We start from the raw sequence: 18460 nt of genomic DNA on the forward strand, positions 1-18460 counted from the left end.
AGTGACTAAAAAATAAGGGAGGAAATTGAATATGGACGCTGTACTTGAAACAATTGTTGGATGGCTATGGGGATTACCGCTAATTTTCACTGTTTTATTTGTCGGGTTATATTTCACCATTGGGAGCAAGCTATTCCAGTTCGGATATTTACCTCATATCTTTAAATCTACCTTTGGTAAAGTATTTTCAAAGCGAGACAAGTCGAAAGATTCGAAAGGAATATTAACTCCATTTCAAGCCGTAAGTACAGCAATTGGCGGAAGTGTTGGAGTTGGAAATATCGGGGGAGTTGCTACAGCCATCGCAATTGGTGGTCCTGGAGCGGTTTTTTGGATGTGGATCACAGCACTTCTTGGTATGATTACGAAAACCGTAGAAGTAACATTATCTGTTTACTATCGCAACACAGATGAAAAAGGAAATCCGTATGGCGGTCCAACCTATTACATGGAAAAAGGGCTTGGTGAAGAAAAGAAATTTAAATATTGGAAAGTGCCCGCCATTCTCTTTGGTTTTGGAATCTTTACAACTTTTTTTATTACGCTTCAAAATTATACGATTTCTGAAGCGTTGAGCTCGTCGTTTAATATTGGTATGATTCCCGCTTCTCTTATCTATTTAACAATTATTTATATAATCATTTACGGTGGCATCAAGCGTATTGGTGAAATTGCCTCTTTACTTGTGCCTTTCATGTGTTTGTTTTATGTTATTGCGGGTCTATTTATTATTTTCAAAAATTACTCCGAAATCATCCCTGTCTTTGGTTTAATATTTGACAGTGCATTTTCTGGAATGGCAGCTGTCGGCGGTTTTACTGGTGCTGCTATTGCTCAAGTAATCCGTATGGGTGTAGCGCGTGCCGTGTATAGTAATGAAGCTGGCTGGGGAACTTCTCCAATGATTCACTCTACAGCGAAAACGGATCATCCTATTAAACAAGGTATGTGGGGAGCGGTAGAAGTTTTTGTTGATACGATTATTGTTTGTTCGATTACAGCTTTTACAATCATCATTACGGGTGTTTGGTCGTCTGGCTTAGATGGTGCTGCATTAACATTGTCTGCTTTTGAAATTGGAATCGGTGAATTCGGTCGTTATATTATCACCATATCAATTTTCTTATTTGGGCTAACAACTTCTACCGGATGGTATACGTACTATGAAATCTTATTAAGACACGTGTTTAAAGACGAGAAAAAGGTTACACTAAAATATAAAATTCTAACCCTTTTCAAGTGGCTGTATCCAATTCCTGGATCATTGATGGTTATTTACGCTGTAATGTATAATCTCCCAGGAAAAGCAGTTTGGTATTTTGCAGACATAACAACTGCCATTCCGACATTTGTAAACTTAGTTGTTATATTATTTCTTAGTAAAAAATTCTTTGAATTACTTCAAGATTATAAGGCTAGATATTTAAATATAGGAATAGTTGACCCGAATTTTAGTGTCTTTTATGAAGATAAAGTGAAGAAAGAGAATAGGTAGAGAATTTAAAACCGCAAAGAATAGACTTTGCGGTTTTTTCATACTTACTTATTCATATCAGTCAATCCGGGACTATGCTCATTTGGCATATCTGGCATTAGTGGCACTGGGTATCCTTGAGGAGGATCTGTAACCGCAAGAGTTCCATCATTTCTACTTGGTGATTGTCCCTGAAATATTTCAGCTATTCTAGTCGGATCCAGTCTAAAATTAAATTGGGAATTATGGAATCCCATATCCACATATTTTTTACATTCTGGATACTTGTTAATATCGTAATTAGGAATCGGGAAAATTTTTCCCCAATCTACACCCAGCGTTTCTAAAGCTTTTGCAAAAGCATTTTGATGTGCATTATCACGTACGATTAAAAAAGCGAGCGTTTCCCGGAAGGTTTTGTTCGAACTCATTTCGTAAATTCGAGTCTTTTGTAGTACTCCCGTTGATTCCAGTACAACGTTATTTAATAAATCGGCAATTAGATTGCCGTGTGCATACACCCAAGAACCGTTCCATGGATTTCCGGCTGCATCTACTGGTAGAGAAGCTTGTGCTCCAACAATAAAATGATGCGGGTTTGCATGTCTTACAGCATCATCTAGTGGGGCATTATCCATTCCAGCGTTTCCTGGAATTGCAGATTCACCTGAGTCATTTAATAACTGATTTATTGTATTTTGTACAAGTTCTACATGGGCGATTTCTTCCAAGAAAACACCTCGAAGCAGGTCGCGAAATTGTGTTTCTTTTCCTCTAAAATTGGAACTTTGGAAAAAGTATTGCATCATCGTTCTCATTTCACCATAATGTCCACCAAGTATTTCTTGTAAAACTCTTGCTGCTTGTGGATCAGGTTTGTCTGGTGTAATTATATTAATTAGTTCTTCTTTGTAATAATACATTCTTTATTTACCCTCGTTTCAAAATTTAATCGATTCATCATAAAGTGGGTTTAAATGAGTTCAATTATTCACGCTAAAGTTTTTGCTTTTGTTGTTCTCTTTCTTGTTGCAGGCTTTTTCTTTTTCGTTTTATCAAGGGAAGCTTGTAGAGCGGACATTAAATCTGTCACATTGGAAGGGGCAACAGGTTGTTTTTCATCTGTTGCAGTCACTATTTGATTGCCTGTTTTCTTTTCTTCAATTAACTCCATTAGAGCGGTACGATAGTCATCTGTGTACTTTTCAGGATCGAATGCTGTTGTTAACTGATCGACCAATAATAGAGCCGTCTCGAGTTCTCGTTGCACAACGTCTTGTTCGCTAGGGATATTTGGAACGTCTTGAGTGCTTCTAACTTCATCTGGAAAATGAATCGTTTCCATCATTAATGTCTCTTTATACACTCGGACTACCGCTAACTGCTCCTTGGATCTAATAATGATTTTGGCTATGCCAATTTTTCCTGACTCAAGTAAAGCCTTTCTTAAAAGGGAGTAGGCTTTTCCTCCTCCGCTATCTGGAGCCATGAAATAACTACGTTCAAAGTAAATAGGATCTATTTCCTCCAATTTTACGAAGTCGATTATTTCTACTGCCTTATCCTCATTTTCTTTTCTTAATTTCTCCAGTTCTTCCTCATCCAAAATAACAAATTTATTCTTGGAGTACTCATATGCTTTTACGATATCTTCACTTTTTACTTCTTGTTTACACCCTTCACAAACTTTTTGATAACTGATAGGTGTATGGCATTCCTTATGAAGTTGTCTTAATTTAATATCTTTATTTTCCGTTGCAGTGTGAAGCTTAATCGGAATATTAACTAAGCCAAAGCTAATACTTCCTTTCCAAACTGTATGCATGTGCATTCACCACTTTTTCTTTTTCTTCTTACTATGCAATCTTTTGACCATTTTTATGTATTAGGATGGCTAATTGTTCAAAAGCTAGGTAAAAAGAAAATGCGGGTGAAAATGTTGAAACCTATGCTTTTAACAGATGCAACGGAAATTCCAGTAGGAAAAGACTGGTTATATGAACCAAAATATGATGGTTTTCGGTGCATTTTAGAATGGGAAAGTGAACCAATACTAAAAAGTAGAAATGGGAAAATACTTAACTTGATGTTTCCGGAGATTGTTAATTATTGTCATGAAATTTATGAACAAATTCAGTCTTACTTGCCTTTAACACTCGATGGCGAGTTGGTTCATTTAACGAATAATTTTAATAGTAACTTTTCTGTTGTCCAATTGAGAGGAAGAATGCGTAACGAAGATGTCATTCAAAACCATGTACAACTGTTCCCATGTCATTATGTTGCTTTTGATCTTCTTGTTAAAAAAGGAGAAGGTCAATTCGATCTTTCTCTTACAAAGCGAAAACAGCAATTGCAAAAACTATTTCAGAAGCTAAATCTTCCTCTTTCCATAAATTATGAAAATGTACAGCGACTGCAAGTAATAGATGTTTGCATGGATAATGAAAGCTTATGGAATCAAATAGTAGTGAATAATGGAGAAGGGTTAATAGCAAAGAGAAAAAATAGTATATGGATTAGTGAGAGGCGCACCGGTAACTGGTTGAAAATAAAAAACTGGAAATTTGTTAGTGTGATTCTAACCAAATTTGATAAAAGTAATAATTTTTTTCATGGTGCTATTTACTTGAATGAGGAACTTGTAGAAATAGTTACGTTTCTTCATGGACTAAAGGAAGAAGAGTTAAAAACATTGGCAACACTATTTCAATCCAATGGAAAGAAGGTAAATAAAAACATTTGGGAAATAGAGCCTTCGATATGCGTGGATATCGCATGTATAGATTTTGATGGAAAAAGTTTAAGAGAACCAAGATTCCATCGATTTAGCTTTGAAAAGGAGCCACATGAATGTCAGTGGCAACAAATGCAAAGACAACTATTCCCTTTGCCAGAAAAGGTTACAATTACTCACCCAGATAAACCGATTTGGCCAGCTAATGGTCTTCAAAAAGATGATTATTTATTTTATTTACAAAATATTTCCTCTTTTATTCTTCCTTTTTTAAGTGACCGCCAGCTTACGGTCATTCGGTATCCGCATGGAGTTCCTGGAGAAAGTTTTTATCAAAAAAATTTCCCTGATACTGTTCCAGATTTCATTAAAACAGAACAGATAGAGGATAACCGTTACGTGATGTGTAATGATTTGGAATCATTACTTTGGCTTGGAAATCAGCTTGCATTAGAATTTCATATACCTTTCCAGCCTATCTACACAACTAAACCAACTGAAATAGTATTTGACCTTGATCCTCCTTCTGTTCACGAGTTTTCCTTAGCAGTTGAAGCAGCATTAAGAATGAAGGCTATATTCGATCATTTTGAACTTCCTTCTTTTGTTAAAACTTCTGGTGGTAAGGGGTTACAGATTTATATTCCATTGCCTTTGAATAAGTATTCTTATGATGATACCCGCGTGTTTACAAAGTTTGTTTGCGATTTTTTATGTGAGCAGGAACCAAAATGGTTTACCACCGAGCGCCTAAAAAAAAATCGTAATAACAAATTATATTTGGATTATGTTCAACATCACGAAGGAAAAACGATTATCGCTCCATATTCTACTAGAGGAAACGAACATGGTTTTGTTGCCACTCCATTATTTTGGGAGGAAGTATGTGACTCTTTAAAGCCAGACTTATTTTCTATTCATTCTGTTTTGGAACGTATAAAAAAAATTGGCAATCCATTTCGTGACATTCGTCAAGGAGTCGAGGAGCAAAAACTTGAAAATGTACTACAGCAGTTAAAAGGGGATTAAAATTACTTATAATTACCATTGATTAAAAACGTATGTTCGGCATATAATAAGAACAAACGTTCTTAAGGAGAGGTTAATGTGAAGGATGAAATTTCGAAGTATATGCGTTATGGACAATTACTGGATGTAATGTATCTATCGAGAAGTGGTGAGGTGACGAAAAGGCGAATAAAGGTTTTGAAGTTACAAGGAGAATCATTTCAAGTGTATTGTTTCACTCGAAACGCAAAACGAACTTTTCTTATTGGCAACGTTCTCGCATGCATCCCTGTCATTAACAGAGAGAAGGATGTTATCTAATGTCTTCCTTTGATGATTTTATATATGAAAAACTGGACGTATCAAAAGTGCAGGATAGAGGTTCTAAAAAGTGGGTGGCGATGATGTTACCTGAACATCTCAAGCTTATTAGACAATATAATGATGACTCAAAAAAAATACCTAAACCCGAATTGAATGAATGGGATCTTGAAGCCATACAAGAATCAATCGAACTAGCGATGAAAAGAAACGTAGAAGTAAAAATTAAACTATGGAAAGATGGTGGATTTACTATATATGTTGGAAAGTTGATATGGGTGGACTTAAATCGACGATTAATTGAAATGGAAGATACCTTCAAATCATTCTCTTTAAGATTGGATGAAATAGTTGATATCACCTTATTAGAATAGAAAGAAGGTTCTTGCCGTGGATCAAGAGAAAAAAGAGGTAGAAATAAATGAATTAATAGAAGAATTGATGAATCAATACCCACATCAAAATATAATGGATGCCCTCGATTATTTAGCCTCCTCTTTTCTAATCGAGGGAAAGAAAGAATCTAAGCACAAATACACTACATAAGGTCATTTAAGTAGGAATCACCTTTTCATATTACTTTTTTCTCATTATGAAAAAGTCTTAAAATTTGTGTTTAACTCGACTAGAGGTGGGAATATAAATAGTGAGCTTGATTACCAAGCTTGAAAAAATATGAAGGAGGAATTAACATGGCAAACAACCAAAACAATCGCAACAGAAACAACAATGGAAACATGAGTGTCGAAGAAGCGGGACGTAAAGGTGGAGAAGCTACCTCCCGAAATCACGATCGCGATTTTTACGAAGAAATCGGTCAAAAAGGCGGAGAAGCGCGGAGTGAACAAAACAACAGCAACAATAATGGCAAAATGAGCAGAGAAGAAGCTGGCCGTAAGGGCGGAGAAGCTCGTAGCAGACAACGTAATAACAATAATTAATTAAAAAATTGTCAATTAAAAATTACAATTGAATAGCTAAATAGAGTTATATTGTAACTCAAAGACAGCCATAGTTGAATTTCAACTATGGTTGTCTTTTTTATGATTGAATAGTTTATTCAGGGAGATAGAAAGTACTCGCCGAATAGAAAGGGAGATAGCGACCGAAATTGCATCTTCGGGAGCTTGCAAGATTAGTAGGACAAAATTTATCCATAATGCTTTCAACCAGTCTTCAAAAGTTGCAGAAGTGCGACGGACAGACAGAAGTAACAAGATTACCGAAAAAAGAGAGTAGAGGCGTGACACTAGTCACGCCTCTACTCTCTAGAAAAATCACACGGTTATGATGAACTCCCGTCCTGTCCACAAGCACTCCAGAAAATTTTGGAAACAAGTATTGATAGGGATTTTCTACAAAAAAACTCAGTACATAAAGATTGAAATAAAATAAAAATTGTTATATATTATTTCCTGTTGGAAAAAACATGAAAACACAATGAATGTCATATTCTTATTGATATAAATTTATAATTTTGAACTATAAGGAGAAGAACGAAGAATAAATGAACGATAAATATACAGAGAAAAATCTTTGTGAATTGATAAGTGCAACGATGCAGTCAGTGGAAATGGATGTTCAATTAAGACAGGATAACTCTGGAGTTAATATGAGTTATAACTTTATCGGAGATTATGTAGGCTTTGATGCAAATCGTTTAATAAAAGCTAAAGAGGAAATGCAAACAACCATCTCCTTGGAGGTATATATAAAAACGATAACATTGCATGAGTTGGGTCATGCAATTGATCGAAAGGCTTTGTTGGAAACGTTAGACCGAACGATAGAGATTTTTGACGCAAAAAGGAATCATTCTTTGTATGAACTTTATAATCGTATAGATTTACTTTCGATGGTAATAGAAGAACATGAAATGAATCTTATTTTTGAAGAAACGGCATGGAAAAATGCACAAAAACTTAACGGAAAGTTTCATATTGTCGAACAGGAATGCTTCGAAGCTATTAAAAAGTATAGCTTAGAAACATATACTGACTTATATCATGAAGACTTGAATTTATATGAAAAACTAGTAAAAGAGCACACTGTACAAATTGCTTAATATAAAATGCCAACTGAACCTATAATCCAGTTGGCATTTTTCTATTTATAAAAATGTAACCAGGCTTCATATATACCTCCCGCAAAATGCTCGGTAGCTCGGTAAAGATAAGGGTGGTTTTTCATTTGAACAAGTTCTAGTTGAGCATTTCCTACGATCACAGAAGGATGGCCCAAAGTAAGCATGTCTATATCATTACCTGAATCACCAGCAATGAGAACTTTAACATCTTCATTTGCATAATTTTGAAGGATATAAGATAAAGCTTCTCCTTTACCACTATTCTCAGGAAGAATATCTACATCCCGATTGGAACTAAAAATAAGCTTATGCGGAATATTCTCTTCCACTAAAGCTTTTTCAAATTGTTTTACGACTTCCTCATTTTGATCAACGGTAAAAGAAACTCGTTTAGTACTTGGAAGAGTTTGTCTTTGAAGAGTAGGAAAGAAACTGGCAAGCTTGATAATACGTTCAGGATTCCAATTTATATGCATTTTTTTAGCCCAAGTAGTATCTTCCGTAAGTTTTTCTGTAGTATAGATTGCCGCACCGACATCTGTTATAAGAATGTCTGGCTTCGGTAAATTCTCAATTTCAATCAAAGAAGAAACTGATGCAAAATGTCTTCCTGTAATATAGACAAGTTCTACCTCTATATTAGAGTTTTCATAATGCTGCAATAATCTTTGAAGTGCTGATGGATCACCTACAAGTGTTCCATCAAGATCAGTTGCTAACATATATGGTTTTTTTCTCACCAATAACCACCTCGTAAAGTGAATCCATTTTTTGTGCCAAAGTGGTCCAATTGAATTCTTGATTTGCAAAAATGGCAGCGCTTCTACCAAGCTTGTTCGTGAAGTTTCTATTAAAGAGTACTGTACTCATTGCTTGAGCTAAATTATATTCATTACCTTTTTCAATATGCAATCCGGTAACTTTATTTTTAACAACATCTTTTAATCCCCCAACTTTGGAAGCGATAACGGGACAGCCGCAAGCTTGTGCTTCTGCAGCAACCATCCCAAAAGATTCATAGAAAGAAGGTACTACGACAGCAGTCGCATGATTAAAAATAGTAGCTAGTTGTTTTTGTGATTTCGCTCCTAGGAACTCGATTCTATGCTCAAGTCCTCTTATAGCAGCTCGGAGGTTTCTATCCTTTGGTAATTTGTTGTACGAATCCACACATTTTGCATCTCCACCTGCAATGAGAAGTTTCGTAGTAGGCTCAAGATCATTCTTCTCGACAAGAAGACGGAATGCATTTACAAGGGTATAGATTCCCTTTGTTTTTTGTAATCTTCCTGCAAATGCAAAGTAAGGGTTTTTGCCTTCTACACTAGTTTTTAGTGGACGGAAAGCTTGATCTACTCCGATAGGAATCACTTTAATTGGTGATGGATGATCAACAAAACGATGGATGAGATTTTTTTCGTTTTTTGTAGTGGCAACAATTGCGTCTACAGAGGTTAAAATCATTTTCTCTGTGCAGAGTCTGACAGGTTCTGAAATTCCAGTGGCTTCTTCTTTCGCAACACCAAGCGAATGATTTGTATGAACCCAAGGAATCATGTAATCAGCTTTTACATAAGAACCTAAAAGTCCAGAAAGCCAGTAATGGGAGTGAACTAAATCGTACGATGTAAGATCAATTGTTTCTTTCATTTCTTTATAAAAGACCGGGAGCAAATCATATAATTCACTTTTAGGAACGTAGGTTTTCTTACCCGCTCCTATTCTAATAACTCGACAAGAGTAACCAAAGCTTTCAATTTGTGGATCTAACGGGTTACACCAATGTGTAATCACATCCACTTTATTTCCTTCTTTTTCAAGGGATAAAGCAAGTTGCTTTACATAATTATTTTGACCGCCAGCTTGCTCACTACCTAAAGGAGCAAGGGGATCACCATGATCTGAAATAAATAATATATTTTTTTGCAAGTTTGTCTTCCCCTTTCTAGTTATTAGGCTATTAATCTATTTCCCTATAATCAGAATAATTAAACATCCCTAACGATAAAAAATACCCACCTTTTAGGAGGATATTTACCAATTGGTTTTAATTAAAAATAGGAAAATGGTCAAAAGTGAGATAGTATAGAAATATTAGCGATTGTAAAGGTAGGCGAGTGAGTTGAAAAAAAAACATTATAGCCTAAAAAACAATGAGAATATTATTTTTTTCCCAGGAATGATTGATAAACTAATTGAAGATGGTTTAGCATTTGCGGAAGAAAATAATTATATGAAAGCGACTGAATGTTTTGATGAAGCAAAAAAGTATGTTGAGTTAGATGACATGATTCTAAGCATATATATTCTCGCTTTACTAGAAACTAGAAGACAGCAAGAAGCGAAGGAAATATGTGAGGATTTGATGAAGAAAAGGTCACCTATGTTTGAGCAAATCGCTGAATTATATTTGACAATTTTACTTGATTTGAAGGAATATGGTGAAGTAGATAAAGTATTAAACAGATTACTTGTCGATAAAAGATTTCCAAATGATCGAAAACAAAATTTTCTACAATTAAAAGAGTTAAGTGGAAAACTTGCCAAGGAACAAGAAAGTCTACTAGACACGGATCAATCTTTCTCACCCGACAATGAAAAGTTTAATATAAATGAATTTACAAAGCTAAGTGTGGAAGAACAAGAGAGATTGTTGCAAGAATCTTTTTTACGAGATGTTACAGATGTTATTCCAAGTATTAGAGATATAGCAGAAAATAGTAGCATCTATCCAGCTATTAGGTCACTTGCGCTTTTAGTGCTTGGAGCAATTGGTGAGACAACCGAAGTAGAGATTGAAAAATTTGGATATACAGCAAAGGTCAACCCTGTGAATCCACCTACACCAAATGCTGTAGACCGAATAGAATCTATAAATCAACAGGTACATGAATTTTTAGAAAAAGATCCGTCGAAATTCGAAATGACAATCGGATTAGTTCATAGTCATGCCTATGCGTTATTCCCATTTGATTGGGTTGGATATAGTGATCAAGAAGTAGCAAAAGGATATGTGGACTTTGTAGAATCATTGTTTGGAAATGGAAACGGACAAAAAGATGAACTAAGTAATCTGATAAAACGATTAGAAGACTCATCGGTAATAGTTGAAGAGGAATAGTGTTGAAAGTATATGCATCTATGCTATAATATACAAGTTGTCAATATAATTAGTGAAAAACTGTTCTGTATGATGAATTATACAGCTGCTAAATTATTGTAAATTATTTTTTTGGAGGTAGAATATATGTCAATGGATTTGTCTGTAAAATGGGAAAAACAAGAAGGCAATAATGGTTTGTTAACAGTAGAAGTTACTGCAGAAGAAGTAGCAAAAGGGTTAGATCAAGCGTTTAAAAAAGTAGTTAAACAGATTAACGTACCAGGTTTCCGTAAAGGGAAAATGCCACGTCAAATGTTCGAAAAAATGTATGGTGTAGAATCATTATTCCAAGATGCATTAGATATCATTCTTCCACATGCTTATGGACATGCTGTTGAAGATGCTGGAATTGACCCAGTAGATCAACCAGAAATCGATATCGTTACAATGGAAAAAGGTCAGCCTTTAGTTTTCACTGCTAAAGTTGTCGTTAAACCAGAAGTAACTCTAGGAGACTATAAAGGTCTGGAAGTAACAAAATTAGTAGAAACTGTAACTGACGAAGAAATCGAAGAGCAACTTAAAAGCCAACAAGCTCGTTTAGCTGAACTTGTTGTAAAAGAAGATGCAATCGTTGAAGGTGATACTGCTGTTATCGACTTCGAAGGTTTCTCTGACGGTGTTGCTTTTGAAGGTGGAGCAGGAACAGATTATCCTTTAGAAATCGGTTCAAACTCTTTCATCCCAGGATTTGAAGAGCAATTGATCGGCTTGAAAACTGGCGAATCTAAAGATGTAGAAGTAACATTCCCTGAAGAATATCATGCGGCTGAATTAGCTGGTAAGCCAGCAGTTTTCAAAGTTACTGTGAAAGAAGTTAAAGGAAAAGAACTTCCTGAACTAAATGATGATTTTGCTAAAGAAGTAGATGCTGAAGTAGAAAGTATCGATGCTTTACGTACAAAATTAAAAGAAGTAACTGCAGAAGAGAAAAAACAATTAGCTGAACAAAGTCTTCGCGATGATTTAGTAGAAGCTGCTGCAGCAAATGCTACAATCGACATTCCAGAAGCAATGATTCAAACAGAAACAGACCGCATGCTACAAGAATTTGGCCAACGATTACAACAACAAGGTATGAACTTAGACCTTTACTATCAATTCTCTGGTCAAGATGAAGATGCACTTCGTGGTCAAATGGCAGAAGATGCTAAAAAACGCGTTCAAGTTTCATTAACTTTAGAAGCGATTGCTGAAAAAGAAAGTCTTCAAGTAACAGAAGAAGATATTAATGCAGAACTTGAAAAAATGGGTGCTCAATTCAATATGTCTGCTGAAGATATTAAAAATGCACTTGGTGGTACTTCTGTTCTTGAGAATGATGTACGTTTCCAAAAAACAGTGGAATTCTTAGTAGAAAACGCTAAAATTTCATAATTTCACATAAAAGCGTTATAATAAATAGAACAAGGTACAGCGAAAATTGTCTGTGCCTTGTTTTATCCATACATAGATTTTCGGATAATTAAAAACATACTTAAACTTATTATTTGATTCCTTGTAAAGAATCTTGTAAGATAATTGCTTGAATAGGGGTGAATATTTTGTTCAAATTCAATGATGAAAAAGGGAACTTAAAATGTTCTTTTTGTGGCAAACCACAAGAACAAGTTCGTAAACTAGTTGCTGGACCTGGCGTATATATTTGTGATGAATGTATCGACTTATGTTCTGAAATTGTAGAAGAAGAGCTAGGTGTAGAAGAAGAAGTAGAATTTAAAGAAGTTCCTAAACCAAAAGAAATTTTGTCAATACTCGATGAGTATGTAATAGGTCAAGAACGAGCAAAAAAATCACTTGCGGTAGCTGTCTATAACCATTACAAACGAATCAATTCAAATAGCGTGATTGACGAGGTAGAATTATCTAAGTCAAATATAGTCTTAATAGGACCAACAGGTAGCGGTAAAACATTACTTGCTCAAACTCTTGCACGAATTCTAAATGTACCATTTGCTATTGCAGATGCTACATCCTTAACAGAAGCCGGTTATGTTGGAGAAGATGTTGAAAATATTCTTCTAAAGCTAATTCAGTCTGCGGACTATGATATTGAACGAGCAGAAAAAGGTATTATTTATATTGACGAAATAGATAAAGTAGCGCGTAAATCTGAAAATCCATCTATTACACGAGATGTTTCAGGTGAGGGTGTACAACAAGCACTTCTAAAAATATTAGAAGGAACTGTAGCAAGTGTTCCACCGCAAGGAGGACGCAAGCATCCACATCAAGAATTCATTCAAATCGATACAACGAATATTTTGTTTATCGTTGGTGGAGCATTTGATGGCATTGAACAAATTATTAAACGTCGTTTAGGTGAAAAGGTAATTGGTTTTGGTGCTGATCCAAATAAAGTTGATCTAGACCAAGGAACTCCATTATCTCAATTAATACCTGAAGATTTATTGAAATTTGGTTTGATACCAGAGTTTATTGGTCGCTTACCTGTATTGGCAAGCTTAGAACAATTAGACGTGAACGCTCTAGTACAAATTTTAACAGAACCGAAAAATGCACTTGCGAAACAATATCAAAAGATGATTGAACTAGATAATGTAAAATTAACTTTTGAAGATGACGCACTAGTAGAAATAGCTAAGCAAGCTATTGAACGTAAAACAGGTGCACGTGGACTTCGTTCTATAATAGAAAACATTATGCTTGATGTAATGTTCGAGCTACCATCGAGAGAAGATATTGTAGAATGTGTGATCACAAAAGAAACAATTACAGAAAATGCATCTCCTAAGCTTTTATTGGCAGATGGTTCCGAAGTAGAAAAAGACAACGAAAAAACATCGGCTTAATTACGCCATTGAATAAGCTGGCTTCCAATATGCGCTTCCTAAGTGCAATCAAGGATGTCGGCTTTTTCTCCTTATGTAGGAAAAAATGGATTATTTATTTATGCTGACTAGTACATATAGAAAAGTTCTGCTGTTTAATTAGCGGAAAAACGGACAGAATTAGAAGGAGGTGACTTCCCAAAATGGCGAAAATAAATGATGGATATTATCCTGTATTACCACTTAGAGGTCTTTTAGTATTCCCAACAATGGTTTTGCATGTGGATGTTGGTCGAGAAAAATCAGTTGCTGCTTTAAATGAAGCGATGTTACGAGAAGAAAAAGTATTTCTTGTAGCGCAGAGAGATATGAATATAGAACATCCTACTACAGAAGACTTATATGATGTCGGAATTTTAGCATATGTCAAGCAAATGGTGAAGCTACCAAATGGAACATATCGTGTGTTAGTCGAAGGACAACAAAGGGCTATTTGGGATGATTACAGAGAAAGAGATATGTATGATGAAGTTTCAGTGACCGCTTTTGTCGAGCCGACGGAAGCAGATTCGGAAGATGAAGCGCTTATGCGAACTTTAATACATAATTTTGAAAAGTATTCAAAGGCATCGAAAAGCATATCAGAAGAAACTTATAAATCGGTACTAGATATTAAAGAACCCGGTAGACTTGCTGACATGATTGCATCTCATTTACCATTAAAAATTTCAGGGAAACAAGAAATTTTAGAAATTATGGATGCAAAAGAGCGTTTAGAAACATTAATTAAGCGACTGTATAATGAACAAGAAATATTAAATTTAGAAAAGAAAATAAATACACGCGTAAAACACGCGATGGAAAGAACACAAAAAGAATTTTATCTTCGTGAGCAAATGAAGGCTATACAAACAGAGCTAGGAGATAAAGAAGGTAAAACTGGCGAAATTGCGGACTTGAAAAAACGAATTGAAAAAGCAGGTTTACCAGAAACTACGAAAAAGAATGTGTTAAAAGAATTAGATCGTTATGAAAAACTACCTACACAAGCTCCTGAGAGTGGAGTAATACGAAACTATATTGAATGGATGGTATCCATTCCTTGGTCAAAATCAACGGCAGATCAACTAGATATTAAACGTTCAGAGAAAATTCTAAATCGAGATCATGATGGCCTTGAGTCGGTGAAGGAAAGGGTGTTAGAATATTTAGCTGTTCGTCAGTTAACTAAATCTCTTCGTGGTCCAATCCTGTGTTTAGCTGGACCTCCAGGTGTCGGGAAAACTTCCTTGGCGAAATCTATTGCTGAATCATTAGGACGCAATTTTGTTCGAATTTCATTAGGAGGAGTTCGAGACGAATCTGAGATTCGAGGACATCGAAGAACATACGTAGGCTCCATGCCAGGTCGTATAATTCAAGCAATGAAAAAGGCAGGAACGATTAATCCACTTATTTTATTAGACGAAATTGATAAAATGTCGAATGATTTTAGAGGAGATCCTTCCGCAGCAATGTTAGAAGTGCTTGATCCTGAGCAGAACAATTCATTTAGCGACCATTATATTGAAGAGACGTATGATTTATCTAATGTGCTATTTATTGCTACTGCAAACGACTTAAGCACAATACCAGGTCCTTTACGTGATAGAATGGAGATTATTTCAATAGCTGGTTATACAGAAATTGAAAAACTATCTATTGCCAAAAATCATTTATTACCTAAACAAGCGAAGGAACATGGGCTAACGAAATCTCAGCTACAAGTAAAGGACGAAGCAATTGTGGACGTAATTCGTCATTACACTCGTGAGGCGGGAGTTAGAAGTTTAGAGCGTGTCCTAGCAAATATTTGTAGAAAAGCTGCTTTACAAATTGTATCTGGCACAAAGAAACGTGTAACGATATCGTCGAGTAACTTGGAGGATACAATCGGAAAGAAAAAATTCCGTTATGGACAAGCAGAAACCGAAAACCAAATAGGTGTAGCGACGGGATTAGCTTATACGACTGTTGGTGGAGACACCTTGCAAATCGAAGTGTCTTTATCTCCTGGTAACGGTAAGTTACAATTAACAGGTAAGCTTGGCGATGTGATGAAAGAATCTGCTCAAACAGCGTTATCTTTTGTACGTTCAAAAGCTGAATCAATCGGAATAGATCCAAATTTCCATGAGAAACATGATATTCATATACATGTTCCTGAGGGAGCAGTTCCAAAAGATGGTCCATCAGCAGGTATTACAATCGTGACGGCTTTAGTTTCTGCATTATCTAAGCGTCCAATTCGACGAGAAGTCGGGATGACAGGGGAAGTGACACTAAGAGGTCGCGTATTACCAATCGGTGGATTAAAAGAAAAAACATTAAGTGCACATCGCGCAGGATTAACGACAATCATTTGTCCTAAAGACAATGAGCGTGATATTGAAGATATACCAGAGAGTGTTCGAGAGGTCTTAACTTTTAAGCTTGTTTCCGATGCTGAAGAGGTACTTCAAATAGCATTAGAGGAGTGAAAGCATGAAAGTGAATAACGTAGAATTACTAATAAGTGCTGTAAGACCAGCTCAATATCCAGAAGGAGATTTACCGGAATTTGCATTAGCAGGAAGATCCAATGTAGGTAAATCTTCATTTATCAATAAAATGATTGGTCGAAAAAGCATGGCTCGTATTTCTTCCAAGCCAGGTAAGACACAAACGTTAAATTTTTATAAATTAGAAGAAGATTTATTATTTGTCGATGTTCCAGGTTATGGGTATGCAAAGGTATCTAAATCAGAAAGAGCAGCATGGGGGAAAATGATTGAAACATACTTTACGTCTAGATCGGTTTTAAAAGCAGTAGTGTTAATCGTCGATTTGAGACATCCTCCAACTGCAGATGATTGTATGATGTACGATTTCTTAAAGCATTATAATATTCCTTGTATAGTTGTTGCAACGAAAGCGGACAAAATTCCTAAAGGTAAATGGGATAAGCATAAGAAAATAGTCAAAGATGAATTGCAAATGGAAAAAAGTGATCCTCTTGTCGTATTTTCTTCAGAAACCGGTCTTGGCTTCGATGCAGCGTGGGCAGAAATTGAAAGTAGAATGTAATTGAAAATTTTTGTGTAAATATGAAGATTAAAACTGGTTGTTTAGGGAATAACTTTTCCTATAAGCGACCAGTTTTATTTTAAGATAGAAGATGCCTAATTAGTTAGAAAAATGCGTCTTTTATAACATTGGTCAGTTTCCTTGTAATCGTGCTTAATGTTTGCTAATATTAGTTTATAATAATTCTAATTAAGGAAAGGTTATTTCATAGCTTGTTCACAAATGGTTACCATTCTGTGAAAAAAGCTATGGTATAATTGGATTATGAAATGAACGTGAAAGGGTGACATGATTCCATGCATACTATCGTGGTAGGTGTCAATTACCGTACTGCTCCCGTGGAAATTCGTGAAAAGCTATCTTTTGTAGAAGCGGAACTTCCGAATGCCATGCAAGCATTGCAGGAACAAAAAAGCATACTAGAGAATGTTATTGTATCTACTTGTAACCGCACAGAAATCTATGCAACTGTAGATCAATTACATACTGGGAAATACTATGTAAAACAGTTTTTAGCTAATTGGTTCGATATTCCATTAGAGGATCTCTCCCGCTATTTATTTATTCACGAAGATGACCAAGCGAACAGCCATTTGTTCCAGGTGACAGCTGGTGTCGATTCCATGGTACTTGGTGAGACACAAATATTAGGTCAGGTGAAGAAGAGCTTTCTAAATGGACAAGAGAACGGTACAACAGGTACTGTTTTCAATCAATTGTTTAAGCAAGCTGTAACTTTTGCTAAGCGTGCCCATGCAGAAACTGCGATTGGTGAAAATGCAGTTTCTGTCTCTTATGCTGCAGTCGAGCTAGGAAAGAAAATTTTTGGCTCTTTAAATCATAAGCATGTTGTTATTGTCGGTGCTGGAAAAATGGGCGAGCTTGCAATTCAAAACCTATATGGTAGTGGAGCAGGCAAAGTAACAGTGTTTAATCGTACATTTGAAAAGGCGGAAGCATTGGCAACTAAATTTGATGGCACTGCCAAACCGATGGACGAGTTACAATGTGCGTTATTAGAAGCGGATATTTTAATTAGCTCGACTGGTTCCACTGGATATGTAATTGACTATGAATTGATGCAGTTTGTAGAACGTCTTCGTAAAGGAAAGCCTTTATTTATGGTTGACATTGCTGTGCCAAGAGATTTAGATCCAAAAATTGGTGATTTGGCGAACGTTTTCTTATATGATATCGATGATTTACAAGGTATCGTAGAAGCAAATTTAGCGGAACGTGAGCGTGCAGCGGATCAAATTAAGTCAATGATCCAATCAGAAATTGAGCAGTTCAATGAGTGGGTTACAACACTAGGAGTTGTGCCAATTATTTCTGCTCTTAGACAAAAAGCTAATCGAATCCAACAAGAAACAATGGTTTCTATTGAAAATAAAATGCCGAATCTATCGGACCGTGAACGAAAAATTTTAAATAAACATACAAAATCAATCATTAATCAATTGTTAAAAGATCCAATCTTACAAGTGAAAGAATTATCTACTGCAAACGATTCAGCAGAACAACTTCAATTATTCCAGCAGATTTTTGGTATTGAAGAAGAAGTAAAAAATGAATTCTCTGCTCAAGTAGAAAAATCAAAAATCAAATTAAAACAAACTAGAGTGGCATCACAAAACTTGAAAGAAGAAATATCATTTTGATGAAGTAAAAAGGAGGCGTTTTTGTATCTGTATGTGTCATAATAGATATGGAAAACGTCTTTTTTTGACGTATCTGCCTGTCTAATAAGACTTAGGCAATTACTCTTTTAGGT

The 18460-nt window shown here is 35.5% G+C and carries 17 protein-coding genes; 13 read left to right on the top strand and 4 right to left on the bottom strand.

The window, feature by feature from the left end:
- Positions 1-31: 31 nt before the first annotated feature.
- The gene (locus tag PGC35_RS13730; RefSeq protein ID WP_375219552.1) at positions 32-1495 is read left to right on the top strand and encodes an alanine/glycine:cation symporter family protein; all 1464 of its coding nucleotides are present in this window, start codon (positions 32-34) and stop codon (positions 1493-1495) included.
- A 44-nt stretch (positions 1496-1539) separates the two neighbouring features.
- Here PGC35_RS13730 and PGC35_RS13735 read toward each other — a convergent pair whose 3' ends face one another.
- Complete coding sequence (locus tag PGC35_RS13735; protein ID WP_375219553.1) at positions 1540-2397, bottom strand: manganese catalase family protein; 858 nt, start codon at positions 2395-2397, stop codon at positions 1540-1542.
- Between the two features lie 68 nt (positions 2398-2465).
- Complete coding sequence (ku, locus tag PGC35_RS13740) at positions 2466-3299, bottom strand: non-homologous end joining protein Ku (protein ID WP_375219554.1); 834 nt, start codon at positions 3297-3299, stop codon at positions 2466-2468.
- Positions 3300-3413: 114 nt separating this feature from the next.
- Between ku and PGC35_RS13745 the strand changes: the two genes are divergently transcribed.
- The 6 genes from PGC35_RS13745 (at position 3414) to PGC35_RS13770 (ending at position 7605) form a co-directional block, all read left to right on the top strand.
- Positions 3414-5240 (top strand): DNA ligase D, encoded by a 1827-nt coding sequence (locus PGC35_RS13745; protein WP_375219580.1) that lies wholly within the window; start codon positions 3414-3416, stop codon positions 5238-5240.
- 78 nt (positions 5241-5318) lie between these two features.
- Positions 5319-5540 carry a hypothetical protein gene (locus tag PGC35_RS13750; protein WP_053588726.1) on the top strand — a complete coding sequence of 74 codons (222 nt, stop codon included), beginning with the start codon at positions 5319-5321 and terminating at the stop codon, positions 5538-5540.
- Positions 5540-5914, top strand: coding sequence for a YolD-like family protein (locus tag PGC35_RS13755; protein WP_375219555.1), 375 nt, complete (start codon positions 5540-5542; stop codon positions 5912-5914). The genes PGC35_RS13750 and PGC35_RS13755 overlap by 1 nt, the downstream gene beginning before the upstream one ends.
- Before the next feature lie 16 nt (positions 5915-5930).
- Positions 5931-6086, top strand: a complete 156-nt coding sequence (locus tag PGC35_RS13760; protein ID WP_156350799.1) for a hypothetical protein — start codon at positions 5931-5933, stop codon at positions 6084-6086.
- Positions 6087-6232: 146 nt separating this feature from the next.
- The gene (locus PGC35_RS13765) at positions 6233-6481 is read left to right on the top strand and encodes a KGG domain-containing protein (RefSeq protein WP_375219556.1); all 249 of its coding nucleotides are present in this window, start codon (positions 6233-6235) and stop codon (positions 6479-6481) included.
- Positions 6482-7047: 566 nt separating this feature from the next.
- Complete coding sequence (locus PGC35_RS13770) at positions 7048-7605, top strand: integrase (RefSeq protein ID WP_375219557.1); 558 nt, start codon at positions 7048-7050, stop codon at positions 7603-7605.
- 41 nt (positions 7606-7646) lie between these two features.
- Here the strand turns inward: PGC35_RS13770 and PGC35_RS13775 are convergent, their stop codons facing one another.
- Positions 7647-8366 (bottom strand): HAD-IIB family hydrolase, encoded by a 720-nt coding sequence (locus PGC35_RS13775; RefSeq protein ID WP_375219558.1) that lies wholly within the window; start codon positions 8364-8366, stop codon positions 7647-7649.
- Complete coding sequence (locus PGC35_RS13780) at positions 8335-9555, bottom strand: glycosyltransferase (protein WP_375219559.1); 1221 nt, start codon at positions 9553-9555, stop codon at positions 8335-8337. The genes PGC35_RS13775 and PGC35_RS13780 overlap by 32 nt, the downstream gene beginning before the upstream one ends.
- A gap of 193 nt (positions 9556-9748) precedes the next feature.
- Between PGC35_RS13780 and PGC35_RS13785 the strand changes: the two genes are divergently transcribed.
- From PGC35_RS13785 to hemA, 6 genes are all read left to right on the top strand, one after another.
- Entirely contained in the window at positions 9749-10747 is a 999-nt protein-coding gene (locus tag PGC35_RS13785; RefSeq protein ID WP_375219560.1) for a DUF3196 family protein, read from the top strand.
- 138 nt (positions 10748-10885) lie between these two features.
- Positions 10886-12166 (top strand): trigger factor, encoded by a 1281-nt coding sequence (gene tig / locus PGC35_RS13790; RefSeq protein WP_375219581.1) that lies wholly within the window; start codon positions 10886-10888, stop codon positions 12164-12166.
- 167 nt (positions 12167-12333) lie between these two features.
- Positions 12334-13602, top strand: a complete 1269-nt coding sequence (clpX, locus tag PGC35_RS13795) for an ATP-dependent protease ATP-binding subunit ClpX (protein WP_056831510.1) — start codon at positions 12334-12336, stop codon at positions 13600-13602.
- A gap of 182 nt (positions 13603-13784) precedes the next feature.
- Positions 13785-16100 carry an endopeptidase La gene (lon, locus tag PGC35_RS13800; RefSeq protein WP_375219561.1) on the top strand — a complete coding sequence of 772 codons (2316 nt, stop codon included), beginning with the start codon at positions 13785-13787 and terminating at the stop codon, positions 16098-16100.
- A gap of 4 nt (positions 16101-16104) precedes the next feature.
- Positions 16105-16686, top strand: coding sequence for a ribosome biogenesis GTP-binding protein YihA/YsxC (yihA, locus tag PGC35_RS13805; protein WP_375219562.1), 582 nt, complete (start codon positions 16105-16107; stop codon positions 16684-16686).
- Between the two features lie 296 nt (positions 16687-16982).
- On the top strand, positions 16983-18347 hold the full coding sequence (hemA, locus tag PGC35_RS13810; protein ID WP_375219563.1) for a glutamyl-tRNA reductase: 1365 nt from the start codon (positions 16983-16985) through the stop codon (positions 18345-18347).
- The last annotated feature ends 113 nt before the right edge of the window (positions 18348-18460 follow it).

Source organism: Psychrobacillus sp. PGGUH221 (assembly GCF_042055255.1).
Lineage (GTDB): Bacteria > Bacillota > Bacilli > Bacillales_A > Planococcaceae > Psychrobacillus.

Bases quoted from the DNA above. Each gene is read 5' to 3' on its own strand.
- PGC35_RS13730 (WP_375219552.1), top strand. From the start codon at position 32: ATGGACGCTGTACTTGAAACAATTGTTGGATGGCTATGGGGATTACCG.
- PGC35_RS13735 (WP_375219553.1), bottom strand. From the start codon at position 2,397: ATGTATTATTACAAAGAAGAACTAATTAATATAATTACACCAGACAAA.
- ku (WP_375219554.1), bottom strand. From the start codon at position 3,299: ATGCATACAGTTTGGAAAGGAAGTATTAGCTTTGGCTTAGTTAATATT.
- PGC35_RS13755 (WP_375219555.1), top strand. From the start codon at position 5,540: ATGTCTTCCTTTGATGATTTTATATATGAAAAACTGGACGTATCAAAA.
- PGC35_RS13765 (WP_375219556.1), top strand. From the start codon at position 6,233: ATGGCAAACAACCAAAACAATCGCAACAGAAACAACAATGGAAACATG.
- PGC35_RS13770 (WP_375219557.1), top strand. From the start codon at position 7,048: ATGAACGATAAATATACAGAGAAAAATCTTTGTGAATTGATAAGTGCA.
- lon (WP_375219561.1), top strand. From the start codon at position 13,785: ATGGCGAAAATAAATGATGGATATTATCCTGTATTACCACTTAGAGGT.
- yihA (WP_375219562.1), top strand. From the start codon at position 16,105: ATGAAAGTGAATAACGTAGAATTACTAATAAGTGCTGTAAGACCAGCT.
- hemA (WP_375219563.1), top strand. From the start codon at position 16,983: ATGCATACTATCGTGGTAGGTGTCAATTACCGTACTGCTCCCGTGGAA.